The 17,403-nt window shown below is 40.7% G+C and carries 16 protein-coding genes; all 16 read right to left on the bottom strand.

Annotation, left to right across the window (positions count from 1 at the left end):
• Positions 1–349 precede the first annotated feature (349 nt).
• A complete protein-coding gene (locus FUT79_RS05755) occupies positions 350–1,519 on the bottom strand; it encodes a type III PLP-dependent enzyme (protein ID WP_024753366.1) in 1,170 nt (389 codons plus the stop codon).
• A 647-nt stretch (positions 1,520–2,166) separates the two neighbouring features.
• Positions 2,167–2,610, bottom strand: a complete 444-nt coding sequence (gene fliJ, locus FUT79_RS05745) for a flagellar export protein FliJ (RefSeq protein WP_024753365.1) — start codon at positions 2,608–2,610, stop codon at positions 2,167–2,169.
• 6 nt (positions 2,611–2,616) lie between these two features.
• The gene (gene fliI / locus FUT79_RS05740; RefSeq protein ID WP_024753364.1) at positions 2,617–4,053 is read right to left on the bottom strand and encodes a flagellar protein export ATPase FliI; all 1,437 of its coding nucleotides are present in this window, start codon (positions 4,051–4,053) and stop codon (positions 2,617–2,619) included.
• A gap of 14 nt (positions 4,054–4,067) precedes the next feature.
• Positions 4,068–4,997 carry a flagellar assembly protein FliH gene (fliH, locus tag FUT79_RS05735; RefSeq protein WP_002695197.1) on the bottom strand — a complete coding sequence of 310 codons (930 nt, stop codon included), beginning with the start codon at positions 4,995–4,997 and terminating at the stop codon, positions 4,068–4,070.
• Positions 4,998–5,046: 49 nt separating this feature from the next.
• Complete coding sequence (fliG, locus tag FUT79_RS05730; RefSeq protein WP_024753363.1) at positions 5,047–6,108, bottom strand: flagellar motor switch protein FliG; 1,062 nt, start codon at positions 6,106–6,108, stop codon at positions 5,047–5,049.
• A 1-nt stretch (position 6,109) separates the two neighbouring features.
• Positions 6,110–7,813, bottom strand: a complete 1,704-nt coding sequence (fliF, locus tag FUT79_RS05725) for a flagellar basal-body MS-ring/collar protein FliF (protein WP_024753362.1) — start codon at positions 7,811–7,813, stop codon at positions 6,110–6,112.
• Positions 7,814–7,912: 99 nt separating this feature from the next.
• A complete protein-coding gene (gene fliE / locus FUT79_RS05720) occupies positions 7,913–8,281 on the bottom strand; it encodes a flagellar hook-basal body complex protein FliE (RefSeq protein WP_002695192.1) in 369 nt (122 codons plus the stop codon).
• A 28-nt stretch (positions 8,282–8,309) separates the two neighbouring features.
• Positions 8,310–8,768 carry a flagellar basal body rod protein FlgC gene (gene flgC, locus FUT79_RS05715; RefSeq protein ID WP_002695190.1) on the bottom strand — a complete coding sequence of 153 codons (459 nt, stop codon included), beginning with the start codon at positions 8,766–8,768 and terminating at the stop codon, positions 8,310–8,312.
• A gap of 22 nt (positions 8,769–8,790) precedes the next feature.
• On the bottom strand, positions 8,791–9,201 hold the full coding sequence (gene flgB, locus FUT79_RS05710) for a flagellar basal body rod protein FlgB (protein ID WP_002695188.1): 411 nt from the start codon (positions 9,199–9,201) through the stop codon (positions 8,791–8,793).
• A 508-nt stretch (positions 9,202–9,709) separates the two neighbouring features.
• Complete coding sequence (gene hslU, locus FUT79_RS05700) at positions 9,710–11,125, bottom strand: ATP-dependent protease ATPase subunit HslU (RefSeq protein ID WP_044634343.1); 1,416 nt, start codon at positions 11,123–11,125, stop codon at positions 9,710–9,712.
• Complete coding sequence (hslV, locus tag FUT79_RS05695) at positions 11,125–11,667, bottom strand: ATP-dependent protease subunit HslV (protein ID WP_024753359.1); 543 nt, start codon at positions 11,665–11,667, stop codon at positions 11,125–11,127. Before hslV ends, hslU begins: the two co-directional genes overlap by 1 nt.
• A gap of 31 nt (positions 11,668–11,698) precedes the next feature.
• Positions 11,699–12,616, bottom strand: coding sequence for a tyrosine-type recombinase/integrase (locus FUT79_RS05690; RefSeq protein ID WP_044634353.1), 918 nt, complete (start codon positions 12,614–12,616; stop codon positions 11,699–11,701).
• Positions 12,609–14,759 carry a type I DNA topoisomerase gene (gene topA / locus FUT79_RS05685; RefSeq protein ID WP_148879670.1) on the bottom strand — a complete coding sequence of 717 codons (2,151 nt, stop codon included), beginning with the start codon at positions 14,757–14,759 and terminating at the stop codon, positions 12,609–12,611. The genes FUT79_RS05690 and topA overlap by 8 nt, the downstream gene beginning before the upstream one ends.
• Positions 14,760–14,777: 18 nt before the next feature.
• Entirely contained in the window at positions 14,778–15,731 is a 954-nt protein-coding gene (dprA, locus tag FUT79_RS05680; RefSeq protein ID WP_024753356.1) for a DNA-processing protein DprA, read from the bottom strand.
• A gap of 2 nt (positions 15,732–15,733) precedes the next feature.
• Positions 15,734–16,453, bottom strand: coding sequence for a tetratricopeptide repeat protein (locus FUT79_RS05675; RefSeq protein ID WP_024753355.1), 720 nt, complete (start codon positions 16,451–16,453; stop codon positions 15,734–15,736).
• The gene (locus FUT79_RS05670) at positions 16,446–17,369 is read right to left on the bottom strand and encodes a site-specific tyrosine recombinase (protein ID WP_024753354.1); all 924 of its coding nucleotides are present in this window, start codon (positions 17,367–17,369) and stop codon (positions 16,446–16,448) included. Before FUT79_RS05670 ends, FUT79_RS05675 begins: the two co-directional genes overlap by 8 nt.
• Between the last annotated feature and the right edge of the window lie 34 nt (positions 17,370–17,403).

Below are 17,403 nucleotides of genomic sequence, written 5' to 3'. Positions count from 1 at the left end.
ACACTAGATGTGGATACACAAAATCTATAAAAACTTCTATCAGTGTTTTGTATCCCAGGGATTTCCGTGGAATGTTGTTTCTGTAATTAGCTACCGAAATAATTTCAGATTCTTCAATTATATTGAAGTCACTCTTGTTCGGCAGCATTTCGTATTTCTTGCGAAAAGCAGCCTATAAAAATGAAAGCAACACATATACGTAATAACAAGCAAACCGGCATTATTTTTTTGTATTCTTCACAGGATACATCCTATAAAAAGTTTTTTTTCATTTTTCCTCCGGTATAAGCTTTATTGCGCTCTGTCTATTACAAACCGGACGGACAGTCTGCCAACAATATCCGCCTGTTTATTCCATAATATATGTTTGTATAGGAGGAAATCCGTTAAACTCTACCGAAGCATAACTTGCCGTATAGGCTCCGGCACTCAGAAAATAAAGGCGATCACCGGATTTTAGACTGATAGGCATTGTGTATTTATAATCTTCATACATAATATCCATACTGTCACAAGTAGGTCCCGCCAACACAACCTCTCCCCACTTTCCCGCACTTTCGTCTTTTGAGGTAAAAATCGGGTATTTAATATTTTCATTTAACGTTTCGGTTAATCCGTTAAAAACTCCCGCATCAACATACACCCAGCGATGCAAAGCGGTATTATTTTTTCGGGATATCGTGATTATCTCGGTAACAAGCACTCCTGAATCTCCCACAAGCGAACGCCCGGGCTCCAAAATAATATGAGGTTTTTCATTTCCGAAATCATCATCAAGATACCGAGTAATCTCGCGTGCATACTCGGAAAGCTTATTAGTCGGCGTTATATACGGAGCGGGAAAACCTCCACCCATATTTATCATTTCAAGCTTAATATCTTCCTCTTCCTCAAGAGAACGCATAAGATATTTTGTTTTTGCGATTGCATCATCCCATTGCCCGATATCCCGCTGCTGACTTCCGACATGAAAAGAAATACCGTAGGGAATAAGTCCCATTTCCTTCGCTAAAACGCAAAGGTCATACGCCATATCGGGATGACAGCCGAATTTACGTGAAAGCGGCCAATCCGCACTGTTAGTATTTTCAACCAAAATTCTGACAAAAACACGAGATTGAGGCGCGTATTTTGCCAAATTTTTTAAATCCTCTTTACTGTCAGTTGCAAAAAGCCGCACACCCTTTTCATAAAAGTACGCAATATCTTTTGCCTTTTTAATAGTATTCCCATAACTTAAACATTCGGGGGGAACACCGAGCGAAAGTATTTTATCCAACTCATAGCGTGAAGCAATATCAAAATTAGCGCCAAGTCCAATAAGCAGCTTAAGAATTTCTTCATGCGGATTCGCTTTCATTGCATAGTAAATATCCGCATCGGGAAACAACTGTTTCAACTCAAGATAATTTTTCTTAATTTTTTCAAGATTAATAATAACACAGGGCGTTTGCAGTTTTTCGGAAAAATCCAGTACTTTTTTCCAATTTTTTTCACTCATGTAATCCGTTATATGCATAGACTTCTCCGACTAATAATATCACACCGCTCTCTATTGAAACGTGCCACACATTCTTTCGATAAAGGACTTCTAAAATGAAAGTACCATAATCATATTGATTTTATATGTCAATAGGTACTCAAAAAAACGTCTATTTATTTTACACATTATTTAAAAAGAGTTCGACACAACGGTTTAGTTTTTGCCGTCCGTGGCAAAAACTAAACCTGCGAGTTTTAAAGCCTTACAAACTACCCTGCTTTAAAACATCGTTTCTGCTTGGAACCACCGCCGTCCGTGCCCGTTCTGAGTTTTGACGTCCGTGGCAAAATTATACCTATGAGTTTGAAAACTCCTATTATACAAATGTGGTAGTTTTCAAACTCAATTCTGTATGGAACCACTGGCGTCCATGCCCATTCTGAGTCCGACACGGCGCAACGGTGGACAATTTACCATAGGAATGCTTAAATCCGCAGTCCCTTATTGTTGATACTCCGATTTGTATAACAGAAACTTAATTACAAAACGCTACACGAGTTTTGCCTGCTTGTGCTGAAGTATCGGGCAAAACATCGCCTCGGGTTTTAATGTTAGAAAGGTATCAGCAACGTGTCTGGCTGGTTTTATTGTTTGACAATTTCGAAACGTAAAAGAGTTATAGCCTATTCCTCAACGTTATATTTGGTATTTACAAAGTCATCAAGATTGTTATCTTCTTCGCGCTGTTGCAGTTTTTTCCATTCCCGGTGCTTTTTTTCTTTTAGTTTTGAAATAATTTCTTTCTCCCGATGCGCGGCAATATACACCTGCCGAGCTTCCTCTCGTTCCATTTCAGCGTGTACACGTTCGGTAAGGAGTTGTTCTTTTTTCGTATTGAGTGCGGTTAAATAATTTTGTGCATCAATAAAATATGACGCTGAATGAAGATTCACCTTTTCAGGTTGTAAATCATATAAGCTGTTTTTATATTTCTCCGCCAAAGCTTTTAATGCAATATCAATGCGTTCGCATTCCGCTGTTTTTTTCCCAAGAAGAATTTCCGCTTGTTTTTCTTTAAAGATGCGAAAATGTAAAAGTTTTTCAAGCGAAAAAACAAAACGCTTCATAAGCTTTTACTCTTTTTTACTATCGGGATTATTTTCTGCATAAAGCTCTGCAGTTTCAGAAGCGGGAACCGTTGGGATATATTTTTTAGGCGCTCCTGCACCAATAGCGTGTATTTCTTCTACCGGAATTTCAATGCCGGTTATTTTTGACAATGATGCAATGGTGCTTTCAAGCGGAGCGGGATCGGTTACTTCCTGCATAAGGAATTCTTTAATCGGTTGATGCAAGGCGATTGCTTTATCAACCTCTTCACTACTTCCTTTTTGATAAGCACCAACTTGGATCATGTCGGCGGATTCTTCATATATAGCAATTGATTTACGCATCGCAAGCACCGCCTGGTTGGTAAAGCGGCCGGATACGCGGTGCGCAAGACGGGAAATGCTGTTAAGAATATCAATCGCAGGATAATGGCTGCGTTGTGCAAGCTTTCTGCTTAATACAATGTGTCCGTCTATAATTCCGCGAACCGCATCGGATATCGGCTCATCAAGATCATCGCCGTCTACAAGCACTGTATAAAAACCGGTGATGCTTCCTTTTGACGAAGTACCACTTCGCTCCAGCAATTTTGGAAGCGTTTCAAAAACACTCGGCGTGTATCCCCGTGTCGCGGCAGGCTCGCCGGCGGCAAGTCCGATTTCGCGTTGAGCTTTTGCAAACCGTGTTACCGAATCAAAGAGGAGCATAACATCTTTTCCCTGATCTCGAAAGTATTCCGCAATTGCCGTTGCCGTATATGCGCCACGTATTCTTGCCAATGGACTTTCGTCAGAGGTCGCGGTTACTACAACCGATTTTTTTAATCCTTCAGGCCCTAAATCATGTTCGATAAAATCCATTACTTCGCGTCCGCGCTCGCCTATCAATGCAATAACATTGACATCCGCATTGGTATTGCGCGCAATCATCCCCATCAAGGTTGACTTGCCTACTCCTGAACCTGAAAAAATACCGAGACGTTGCCCGCACCCTACCGCAAGTAAAGAATCAATTGCCCGAACACCGGTAACAATGCGCTGTCGTATCGGTTTTCTGTCCATCGGATTTGGAGGTGTTTGCAGTACCGGATACCGTTTTGAAGAATATACTTCCTGCTTACCGTCAATTGCTTTACCAAGTGCATTTATAACCCTGCCAAGAAGCGCATCGCCAACCGGCACTGAAAGGATTTCCCCTTCCGCAATAACTTCACTGCCAAGTTCAATTCCTTGTAAGTCGGAATAACTCATAAGCTTAACGGTGCCTTCATCTAAACCGACAACTTCAGCCATGATCGGATCCGAGGAGTTGTTTGCTTTTATTTTACAAAGCTCTCCAACAACCGCTTGCGGCCCGCGGCTTTCAACCAGCATGCCCCGTACCGCTGTTACCGTTCCGGTAAATTTTATCGGCTCAGTATTTTGAATTACGGCTTCGTATTTTTCCAACATATCTATCATACGCTTTACCGCTCTTATTCTTTTGTGCCGGGTTTTTTCGGATTAGTTCTTATCGGCGATATTTCCAATATGCGCTGCTCCAATTCATGGAGTTGACTTGCAATGCGCGCATCAACCGATCCGAAATCGGTTTCAACAATACATCCGCCCGGATCAACCGAAGTGTCTTCCAATATAGTAATGCCTTTGATATTCTCTGCCGCAGCAATAAACTGCTCTTTATGTTTTGTTGTCATATCAAAGTCCGCAAGATTTACTCGGATAACGACATCCGCCCTGCCCTTTACTCGTCGCAATGCGTGCACAATATTATTACTGATAACATTGCGCTGATTTTCAGAAATAACCTTAACGATTTTTCTTGTCATAAGAATAACAAGATCGATAATCTGTTGCTCTGTTTCCGCAAGAATCTCTTGACGGCGATTCATAGATGTTTCAATTATTTTATGCAGTCGTTCAATAAGTCGATTTACTTCAAGTTGTCCTTTTTCAAAACCTTCTTCCCGTCCTGATTCAAAACCTTCATCATAACCTTGCTTTGTAACGTTTTCTTTATTTTGCTCCGCTTCTTCCAGTATTTTTTCAGCTTTTTCTTTTGCCTCATCTAAAATTGCTTTTGCTTTTATTTCGGCTTCATGCAAAGCTTCCTGCGCTTGATCGTTCTGACGTTTTACTTCATTAAAGGCAGCTTTTTCCGCATTCTTAATTATCTGATCAGCCTCTGCTTGAGCTCTTGCCTGAAGCTGTGCCTTTTCTTTTTCCCAATCACTACGATACTGTTCAATTTCGTATTCTAAATCTTCTTTTGAAGGTCCTTCATCAATCGGCTCAACCTCAACCTCTTTTTCCTCTTCTTTTTGCTCAAAAGATTTTGTTAATTCAAGCACATATGAGTTATCAAGATTTTTAACTTCATAACCGCGAAAGATCATTTTAGCCATAACATTCTCCTCAAATTACAAAAGTCGATTCAAGCCGCTTGACAGACTTTTATACAATCATTTCATCTTCTTCAGAGCGGGCAATAACAATATCACCGTTGTCTTCGAGATGTCTGATAATTGAAACAATTTTTTGCTGAGCCTCTTCCACATCCTTTAATCGAGTCGGCCCCATGTATTCCATTTCTTCTTTTAACATACTTGCCGCACGCTTAGACATGTTCCTGAATATCTTATCCTGTACTTCGGTATCAACAATCTTGAGTGCTTTTGCAAGCTCTTCCATATTAACTTCGCGCAAAACTTTCTGAATAGCACGGTCATCAAGCATAACAATATCTTCGAATACAAACATTCTCTTTTTAATTTCTTCTGCAAGATCCGGATCTTCATCTTCAAGCGCTTCGATAATTGATTTTTCGGAAGAGCGATCAACGAGGTTAAGAATATCAACAATACTTTCAACACCGCCTGCAGCTGTGTAATCTTCACTTGAAAGAGTCGAAAGTTTTTTCTCAAGCACCCGCTCAACTTCACGCAAAACATCCGGAGATGTTCTATCCATAGTTGCAATACGGCGAGCAACATCGCTTTGAATCTCATCGGGGAGATTTTGCAATATTATCGATGCCTTATTTGCTTCCAGATACGCCAAAATAAGCGCAATAGTTTGCGGATGCTCTTGCTGGATAAAGTTCAATAAGTGAGAAGGATCTGTCCGTCTGATAAAGTCAAAGGGGCGAACCTGCAAAGAGCTTGTTAAGCGGTTGATAATTTCAATCGCTTTTTGACTACCCAAAGATTTTTCCAGCAATCCGCGTGCATAATCAATACCGCCGGTTGTAATAAAGTTTTGCGCAACCATCAAGTCTTGAAATTCCTGCAACACGGCATCCTTTAATTCGGAGTCAATTGTTTCGGTTCTTGCAATTTCAAAAACAAGTTTTTCTATTTCATCTTCACGCAGCTGTTCCATAATTTTTGAAGAAATTTCTTCCCCAACCGAAACAAGAAATATTGCAGCCTTCTGTCGTCCATTCAGAGATTTTATATCTTTATGTTTTTTTCCGCCCACAACGGATGACTTTTCTTTAACCGGAGATACAGCCATTTTATTCCTCCATTAACCATGTTCTGATAAGTAATGCAACGTCTTCAGGATGTTCACGCGCCATATTGATAACATTCTCTTGCAGCTCAAGACGTTTCCGCTCTTCAACGGACATGGCAACATCAATATTATTCATTTCAGCTGCGCGTAAAGCGGCTTCCCGCGCCATCTGTGCTTTGCGCAACTCATCTTCTTCACGCAAGCGGCGGCGGCGTTCAAGCTCTCTGCTGATAATCCTATAAAGAATAAAGATTAACAAGAGGATTGCAAATCCGCCGAGCGAAATCAGTATGATCATATTTCTCTGCTGCGCTCTGAAGTATGCGGCATCTTCCGCCTCAAATTCCGCTACTCGATCAAAACGGATATTCAACACACTGATGGAATCTTTTCTGTTTGCATCATATCCGATTGCATTCTGTACTGCACGGGTTGCTTCTTGTAATTCTTCCGGAGAAATCGGAATATATTCTCGTTCAATACGTCCTTCGCTAATTACCAGATTGCCTTTATCATCCCGCTTTTTTCTCCACTCTCCATCTATGTTTACCGATACGGTTCTGCGGCCAAGCACCGGGCTTATTACTTCGCTGATCTCACTCTTACTAATTGCTTCCTGACGCTTTACGATTGACTGATTGGACATGCCCAATTGATTTGTCATATCTTTATATGCGGGAGGAGTTTGTCCTTCAACGCCTGCAGGACCTTCGGGAGTTAAGCCGGTACCCTGCCATGTTGTAGTTGCGGTTTCTGAAATAGCGGTTATTGAAGGAACTATTTCGGAATCATCCCAAGGAGTTTCGGGATTATCGGGGCGTATTTCCGTAGGCAGATACTTCGTCGTTTGTGCCGTTTTTTCCGACATATCCATATCGATTTTTATGTTTAAATCGCGAACCCTGTCTTTACCGTACGTTTTTTGCAACAAGGTTAAGATTTTAATTTCATATTGAGTTTCAAGCTTTGCGATCATCTTTTGCTGTTTTTCAATCAGCGTTAGACGATCCATATCTTTCATTCCTTCAAAATCATTGAGAATTTTTGCATTGCTGTCGGCAATCGTAATGTTTTCATCCAATAAGCCGGGCACGGCAAGTTTTAAGAGTTTTTGAATTCCCTGAATTTTCTTTCTGTCGGTTTCTATGTCGCTTCCCGGTTTTGTGAACAAGACAACACTTGCGGTAATCGGCTTTTGATCCGCTTTGAATAAGGTATCTTCCGGAACATTGATAATAACATTTGCATCATCAACATCATCAAGCGCTTTAATGTGATCGGTTACCATTTTATTAATAGCACGGCGCACATCAACCTTTCGCTCAAAATCGGTACGAGTCCAGCGTTCAACATCAAAGATTGCCCAAGGATCTACATTTTTAGGAATTAAATCTTCGCGAATAAGAATACTGCGCATTCTGCGTGCGGTTTTCTCATCCGGCACCGAAATAAGACCGGTTGCGGAAACGCTTGCGGAAATATTTTCTTCATTTAACCGTAAGATAATTTTTTCGCGCGCAGCCTCATCGGAAATCGGCACATCAATAAGCGGCACCGTTGTTGGTGCAGATGACCAAGTAAATAGCACCGCCATACCGATAATCGCTGCAAGAATAACACCTGCAAGTACAAGCTTTTGTACAACCGACCACTTGCCCCAAAGTTCTTTGAGTTTTGTTCCTGTTTTTTTAATCCATTCGTTCATGGTCCCCTCCATTAACAGAACGAATCCGTTACAAATACTTATAACGATTCTTTGATTTATAAGAGTTTGCAGACAGTTTTACAAACTCTTTTTATTCCATTACCGAGTTGTGGTAATATCATTCCAACTTTTTATAACTTTGTCTATAACTGTTTGTGCAATCTTTAATGACATCCCCGCTTCGGCCATTGCAATAGTAACATCATGCACATCAACAGAATCGGGATTGACAATCATTTGTTCGGTTAACTCCGTTGTTTTTTGCTGTTTTGCATTAACGCTATCAAAGGCTTTAAGAAGCGTTTGCTCAAAGCTCATTGCTTTTTTATTAACCGCCAAATCAACGGAATCGGTGGTACTTTTCATTTTACTTCTGAAATTGTCCATACTCACATCTTCAATTTCAGGCACTTTTTCCAATGAAGGCACCTTATACACATTTGCTACATTTGTTATTGTTCCAATCATCTTTTACTCCCTACCCTGTATTAAAATTTTAACGGCCGATTTCAAGCGCCCGCTGAAACATTTCTTTCGATCCCAAAATAACCGAGGCATTTGCTTCATAGGCTCGTGAAGCGGAAATAAGATCAACCATCTCGGTTACAATATTAACATTCGGATATTCCACATATCCCGCATTCGGCCCCGACTTAATCGCATCAGGATGATTCGGGTCATACACCAATCGGGACGGCGCATTATCTTTTTCGATGCTGACAACCCGAACGCCGGTGCCAACCCCCTTATCAATAGTATCGGGCACAAAGGGCGTGCGCCATGTTACTTCCGGATTTTTCTCCGAAAGAATAACTCTGCTTCTTTTAAAAGGCCCCTCCCCTTCCTGAGTCCTCGTAGAAGAAGCATTGGCGATATTGTCTGAAATAACATCGGTGCGAAGCCGCTCCGCACTCATGCCCGTTGCCGCTATATTTATACTGCTAAACATTCCCATCTTTCACTGCTCCTTGTATGTGCTAGCGCAATACCGATTGCACTTGGCTATATTGAAATCCCGCCATTTGGCTTAAAAGCTGATATTGCATCTGAATCTTCAATATGTTCATCGCTTCTTCTTCCGCATCAACATTATTACCGTTTGCCTTCACCGTTGAGATATAATCAAGCACCCTCCTCGGCTCCACACTGCGGTAATCGATAACTTCATCGGAAAGGAGATTACTTCCCTTTGTTGCTTGTTCAAAAAAACCGTCTTTATTTTTCTCCGAATCAAGGGCACGCTTTAATTCGGATTCAAAACTTACCTCGGTTCTTTTAAATTCAGGCACCTCTGCATTTGCAAGGTTATTTGCGGTAACCGTATACCGTAAGGCATTTACATCCAGCGCCCGGTGCAGCAAATCCGTTGTTTTAATAAAACTATTCATACATTCTCCTTTCTACAAACACAAAACGTTTAAAACTGAACCATACCCGCAAGTTTTTCGCTTCCAGTATGATACTTTTATTTTCGGCAGATAAAAAAAGACCTTTATATCTTTTTTCCTTTGTGTACGGTTCCGCCTTTCACAGAACGTTTTCCGCATACTAATTTTTTCCGTCAGGGCGTGCCCCTCCGCGCAGTGTTTTTTTCCTATACTCCTTCAAACCACTGCGCTGCGGGTCGGGCTTTCCGCAACTCCGCTTACGCTCCGACCAAAATTGCGGCTATTTTGAGCGCCGCAATTTTGTTTAGCCGCCGGTTTTGACAAACACGGGCGGCTATTGCTCCAATCCCTCACGCGTAAAGACTGCCCCGCATGAGCGGTTTTAGCATTCCTGTGGTAAATTGCCACAGATGTCAAAATCAGTACTGCCACGGATGGCAGTGGTTCCATACAGACAGGTTTGGTTTTGACACGGACGTCAAAACCAAACCGTTGTGTCGAGCTCTTTTTATAAAATATAGCGCGAAAGGTCTTGATCCTGCACAATATCTTTCAGTCTTTCATCAACATAGGCAACATCGATAGTAACAGTTTGTCCCGACATATCGCTGGCATTAAACGATATATCTTCAAGGAGCATTTCCATAATAGTATGAAGTCTTCTTGCTCCGATGTTTTCCATACGGGCATTTACATCGGCAGCTAAAAAGCTCATTCGATCGATTGCCTCGTCGGTAAACTCAATTGTTACGTTCTCGGTTTTTAATAATTCGCTATACTGTTTTGTCAGCGCATTTTTAGGCTCCAAGAGAATCCGTTTAAAATTTTCCTGATGCAGCGATTCCAATTCTACACGCAAGGGGAACCGTCCCTGAAATTCCGGAATTAAATCGCTCGGCTTTGATATATTGAATGCCCCCGCTGCAATAAACAAAATATGCCGCGTATCAATGACGCCGAATTTGGTATTCACATTTGAGCCTTCAACAATCGGTAAAATATCGCGCTGCACGCCTTCACGCGAAACATCGGCACTTCCGCGCTCCGATTTGGAAGCAACCTTGTCGATTTCATCAATAAAAATAATTCCCATTTGCTGCACTCTGCGTTTTGCCTCATCGGTGATCTTATCGTGGTCAACCAGTTTGTCAAGTTCTTCCGCAAGTAAGATGTCGCGCGCTTCTTTTACCGTTACTTTTTTTCGCTTTGCCCGATTTCCGCCCATGATCATACTGGTGATATTGTTCATAGTCATTTCAATATCTTCCATGTTTGATGAGCCTGCAAAAATTTCGAATCCCGCACTTCCTTGTGGCTGCACGGTAACTTCGACGGTTTTTTCTTCCAATTTTCCATCGCGCAGCATTTGGCAAAATTTTTCACGCGTATCAGGCATGGTGTATGTTTCACTTTCATTAAGAGTTGTTTCTTTTACCATTGACGGAATCATAATCGGCGCAGGCTTTTCTGCGGACTTTTTTTCTTTTGGCTTTTGTGAGCCCGGCAGCAAAACATCAAGCAATCGGTCTTCAACATTTTTTTCGGCTTTTTCTTTTAGGCTTTCCTGCATTTCGGTTTTTACCATTGCATAGCCTACCATCATTAAATCTCTGATCATAGATTCAACGTCTCGGCCTACATAGCCTACTTCGGTATATTTTGTCGCCTCCACTTTTAAAAAGGGAGCTTTGGAAAGCTTTGCAAGGCGGCGGGCAATTTCGGTTTTTCCCACGCCGGTAGGTCCGATCATAAGAATGTTTTTCGGCGCAATCTCTTCCCGTATTTCTTCGGGCAGTTTAAGCCGCCGTGTTCTGTTCCGCAATGCGATTGCCACCGCCCGTTTTGCTTTGTTCTGTCCGATAATATATTTATCAAGCTCTGAAACAATTTGCTTCGGTGTTAAGGCTTCCAATTCTTCAATCATTATAGTTCCTCCAGCTGGATAGTGTGATTTGTATAAATACATATTTGCCCTGCAATTTCCAAACTTTTTTCCGCAATCTCTTTTGCCGTAAGTTCCGTGTTTCTTAAAAGAGCTAAAGCAGCCGCATACGCATAGTTTCCGCCGGATCCTATTGCAATTGTATCTTCCTGAGGCTCAATAATATCCCCGTTTCCTGAAATAAGTAAAATCGTATCTTTGTCGGCAACCAGTAAAAGCGCTTCCAAATTTTTAAGCATTTTATCGGTACGCCATTCTTTTGCAAGCTCAACGGCAGCTCTGGTAAGATCTCCGTTATATGTTTTAAGTTTTCCATCAAATTTTTCAAGCAGGGTAAAAGCATCCGCAGTAGCTCCGGCAAATCCGGTAATGATTTTACCATCGTAAATTTTTCGTACCTTTCGCGCATTGCCTTTCATTACCGTGTTACCCATTGTAACCTGTCCATCCCCCGCCATCGCAATTTTTCCGTTTTTGCGCACGGCAATAACTGTTGTACTTCTGACTTTATTTTTTGTTTTCATTGTAGCAAACTCCTTCCTCGTATCCTTAAAATTATCCATGCGGATGTGCCCTGTGATAGAGCATTTGCAAAAGCTCCGGTGTTACATGCGTATATTTTTGCGTTGTGGAAATATTTTCGTGTCCAAGCATTTCCTGCACAACGCGAATATCCGCACCTCTGCTTATCAGTGTTGAGGCAAAACTATGTCTGAACACATGCGGCGAGATTTTTTTCAAATCCGGTGAAACAGCCGCATATCGATCGATAATATACTGTATTCCCTGCACCGAAAGAGGCATGCCGCGCTGATTGATAAAAAGTGCATCGCGTTTTCTGCCTGTTTTATCCCGTTGAATTTCGCCTGTATGTTTTTTAAGTAATTCGTTTCGCTCTGCCAAATAAATTTGCAAATACTCTTTTGCAAAATCCGCAAAGAATACTTTTCGTTCTTTACTTCCCTTTCCCAGCACAATTGCAGAGTTTAGTTTTGAATCAATGTTTTTCATGTCTAAACTCGCAATTTCGGAAACACGGCAACCGGTAGAATATAAAACCGAAAATAAGGCGGCATCGCGCGCTTCCCATAAAAGACCTTTATTTACCGGCAGATTATAAAACTCTTTTGCTTGTTCAGGAAACAAAAACCGCGGTAATTTTTTCGGAAGTTTTAAATTTTTCACCGCAAGCGCAGGATTAGTTTGACAAAGATTGAGCCTGACCGCATAACGATACAGTCCGCGCACCGTTGCGAGCATTCGGTTAATACTTGCGGGTGCGAATTTTTTTTCTCTCAAGTCGGCAACAAAAATCCGAATATCGGAAACACCGAGTTCTGTAAATTTAAGCTCAGAATCAGTAAGCCATGAATCAAACAAAAGTAAATCATTTCTATATGAGATAACGGTTTGTTTGGAAAAGTGTTTTATTCCAGCAATATAGTCAAGGTATTTTTCAAAAGTCTCATTCATTTTCATCACGCTCTATTACAGTATCTTCTACGCCCTCTACAACGCTGTGCAAATACTCACAATCGGGATTGATGCAAGCATTGTAATTCCCGTTTTTTTTGTCATATTTTTCAACTAAAAACCATCCGCATTTCGGGCATGTTGCATTGATCGGTTTAAAGTAAGAAATAAAATCGCATTTCGGATAGTTTGTACATCCGTAAAATTCTCGACCTCGTTTCTTTGCCTTTCGGGCTATGATATCGCCGCCGCAGCCTTCGCGCGGACATTTTGCAAGCGGAATTGACTTTGTGTTCCTGCATTCGGGAAAGCCCTCGCATGCAAGAAAAAATCCGAATCGTCCCAATTTTTTTACCATCTTTTTTCCACATTTTTCACATACAAAATCAGTTTTTTCATCGAGACGACCTTTCATACTGTCAAGATTTTCCATCACTGTATCAACTTTTTCAATGAACGGTGAGTAAAAATTTTCCATGAGTTTTTGCCACTCTATTTTTTTCTCTTCAACCTCATCCAGTTTAGTTTCCATATCTGCGGTAAAATTAACATCAATAATGTCATTAAAATTCGCAACAAGAATATCATTGATAATTCTTCCAAGCTCGGTTGGAACAAGTTGCTTGTTGTTTCTGATTATATAGTATCTGTCTAACAAAACAGAAATAATCGGCGCATAGGTTGAAGGTCTGCCAATGCCTTTTTCTTCAAGCATTTTAACAATACTTGCATCCGTGTATCGGGCAGGACCTTGAGTAAAATGCTGCTCGGGTTTAAAATTTTCAGCAATAACGATATCCCCGATTTTTACCGTTGGTAAGGATGAACCTTTTTCTTCTTTAGAAATAAGCAGCTTTAAAAATTTATAAAAACCTTTTTCGGCAAGTTTAGTTGCCGTTGCCCGAAATACCGCATCGCCGACGGTAATTTCAATCGAAGTACTTTGCGTTTTTGCATTGGTCATTTGACTTGCAATAAAACGCTCCCAAATTAATGAATATAATTTATGTTGATCTCTATTAAGATACTCTTTTAAATAATCCGGTGTGTATTGAATATAGGTAGGTCTAATGCCTTCGTGTGCATCTTGTGCTTTTTGTCCCACCGCATAATGATTAGGTTTTTCAGGCAATTCATTCGGCGAATTTTCTGAAAGCCATTTTCGCGCTTCATCCAATGCAACTTGAGAAATACGCACCGAGTCAGTACGCATGTAGGTAATTAAACCGACTCTGCTTGAGCCGACAGCAATACCTTCATACAACTGCTGCGCCAGCTGCATTGTTTTCCGAGAAGTAAAGCCAAGTCTGTTTGCCGCAACTTGCTGAAGGGTCGACGTGGTAAACGGCGGTTTTGGACGAATGGCTTTTTCAGTTATTTTAATATCGGTAATCTTAGATTCTGAATTTTTTAGAGTCTCGATAATATTGAGAACCTGTTTTTCATTTTTTAATTCAGGCTTACTATCCTGAAACCGCACTAATTGTGCACTGAAAGAACTTTTTCCTTTTTTAAAACTGCCCTCAAGGCTCCAATATTCTTCGGGAAGAAAATTTTCAACTTCAACTTCCCGATCGCAAATAAGCCGCAACGCAACAGATTGTACACGTCCGGCAGATAACCCGTTTTTAACTTTCTTCCATAATAAAGGCGAAAGATTATATCCTACAAGACGATCAAGCACTCGCCGAGCCCTTTGTGCTTCTACTTTTGCTTCGTCAATATCCATCGGCTCTTGCACGGCATCTTTAATTGCTTGCGGAGTAATTTCGTTAAAGACAATCCTACTCACCGGAGTATCACAAAAGTTGTGGATAGAATTTGCAAGATGATAGGCAATAGCTTCTCCTTCGCGGTCATTATCACTTGCAAGTAAAACCTGCTTAGCTTTTTTTGCATCCTTTTGTAATTCTTTTAATATTTTTGCGCGCCCGCGCACGGTTATATATTCAGGTTCAAAATTATTTTCAACATCAATTGCAATCCGAGATTTTGGCAAATCTATTAAATGCCCCATTGAAGCTTTTACCACATAGTTTTTCCCTAGATATTTTTCAATTGTTTTTGCTTTTGCAGGAGATTCTACAATCACTAAATTCCATTTTGGTTGTTTCTCTTTTTTTGTTGTCATTTTTTTTGCCATTAAAAACCCCTTATAGCCTCAACCATTATTTTTATACGTATTAAATAACGATGGCTGATAATCCTTGATGTATCTTTTTTTTGTCGCACGCTGCCAATCATTCAAAACTTCCTTCGCGGAATTTACTGCAAATGCCCCGTCTTTATATAATTTTTCTCCACCTGCATTTTGTACACTTTCGAGTACGGAAGCGCAAACGAACACATCCTTTCCTTGCTCAAGTGCAAAGTCTGCCGTAATTAGCGCACCGGATTTTTCAGGAGCTTCGACAATAACCACTGCACGGGATATACCTGAAATAATCCTATTTCGTTGCGGAAAACGGTATTTCATAACATCTTCTCCCGGAGGATATTCGCTTAAAATACAACCGCCCGTCTCAATAATTTTTGCCGCAAGCCGCGCATTGGAGCGCGGATAAATTCGGTCAACACCACACGCCAGCACTGCAACCGTACACCCGCCGCCTTCAATTGCTCCTTTATGCGAAAAAGCATCAATACCGCGTGCAAGCCCCGAGATAACGGGAACCCTTGCTTCGCCAAATTCTTTTGCAAAATCCAAAGCGGTTTTAATCCCCGCTCCGGTAGGAGAGCGAGTTCCCACCATTCCCACAGACTGAGCCGCATCTTTCGGAAAAGTTCCTCGATAAAAAATAACCGGCGGTGCATCAAAAATTTCCTTAAGCGATACCGGAAATGCTTCATCCTCAATTGAGAGTAACGAAATATTATACGCTTGCATAAGCTTCATATCTTTTGCAACCAACATCGGCAAATCTGAAAGTTGAAAGTTCTGGATACGCAATGGCCGCTTAATTAGTTGTGCCAAGTCATCAATAGAAAGTACTGCAAGCTCTTGTAAAGTGTCAAGTACGGAATTTAAAAACAAGCGTTCTTTTCCTTTTAAAAAATAACAATGAGAAAGCGCAATGTTTATTTTTTCTTTTTCCGTAAACACTTTTGTCAACATTTTTATTGCATGGTTCCTTCAATAAGTCTTTTATTTTTTTCAGCCTCCATCCTTTGCTCTTCACTTGCACTCAAAGATATTATTTTATCATAACATTGTATTGCCTGATCGTTTTTTCCTGTCGCATAATATGCTCTGCCCAAAACAAACAGTACATCAAAAGGCTTTTTTTCCACTTCAAGAATTCGCTCTAATAAGGGAATGGCTTTTTCATTTTGATCCAACTCAAATACATATAGTACTGAAAGCCCGTACAGTGCATTGATGTATTTCGGATCTATTTCTATCGCACGCTTATACGCAGAAACCGCTAAGTCATTATAATGATTCTTTTGAGTGTTAATAGAGCCGGCTGAAAAGTTTAAAGATCTTTTTGCCATATTTGCCGCACAAACGCCGATGGAGAAAAAAAGAGTTTGGTTTTCAGGATAATAGGTTACAGCCTGCTCAAGTACTTCCAATGCCTTTGCATACATTTTTCTATCCATGTATCGTGAAGCAAGCATCTTATACCAAATTCCGATACGTTCTTGTGCAATCATTATATCATTGACTCGTCTTTGATATTTTTTAATTGCGGTTTCCAGTTCTTCAACACTTGTAGGATTATGGACACCCTCTTCAAATTCCTGCATACGTTTTATTACTTCACGATTCCCGCACGAATTACAAAAAATAATTACGAGTGCTGCTAAAAAAATATAACGAATTTTTTTAATCATGTAATACCTCATTTGTTTTTTCTTTTTCCGTAAAAAATTCTTTATGATACATTTCAAGCTCATCGGTTTCTATATGGGTATAAATTTGAGTCGTTGAAATATCCGCATGTCCCAATAAACATTGCACGGAGCGTAAATCCGCACCTCCTGCAAGCAGATGCGTTGCATACGAATGACGCAGTGTGTGAACTTTTGTGTTAATACCAGAAATTACTTCAATTTCCTGTAAGCGTTTCCAAATACCTTTTCTGCTCAGCCGCTTCCCGTTCTTATTTAAAAACACCGCCCCTCGTGTCTCCGTGTTTTCCGTGTATTGCGGTTTTATAAATGCTTTACGAGCCCCGTCAATATAATTTTGCAACTGCTGTTTTGCCTGTTTCCCAAACGGAACAATTCGTTCTTTGCTGCCTTTTCCGGTAACTTTTAGAAGCTGTTCATCAAAAAAAATATCTTCCAATGAAAGCCCGACAACCTCACTTACGCGCAATCCTGCCGAATAAATAAGTTCAAACAATGCTCGGTCTCGTATGCCGTTCGGAGAATTCAGAGGAATTGAATCAAGCAGCAGATCTACTTCTTCGGGAGAAAGAACACGCGGCAAGTTTTTTTCTCGTCTCGGTGCTTCAATGTTTTCTGCAGGATTATCCTGTCGTACATTTTCCAATATTAAAAACCGATAAAAAGAATTCAATGCGGCAATATCTTTTGCAGTAGTTTTTCCCATAATGCCGGCTTCGCTTCGGCTGATAATAAAATGCATACAATCTTCTTCACTTGCATTTTCAATAAGCTTAGCGTTACCAAGCCAATCCTGAAAAAGTTTTAGGGTGCCTATATATGTTTTTGCCGTTAATGATGCGTGAGCTTCTGCGGAAATAAGATATCCGTAAAATGCCCGTAACTGTATCCGTGTCAGAACTACCTCCTATTAGGGTATAATGTAAGTAGCA

The sequence above is a fragment of the Treponema phagedenis genome (genome assembly GCF_008153345.1).
GTDB classification, from domain to species: Bacteria; Spirochaetota; Spirochaetia; order Treponematales; family Treponemataceae; genus Treponema; species Treponema phagedenis.
This window is presented reverse-complemented; position numbering and strand designations above follow the sequence as displayed.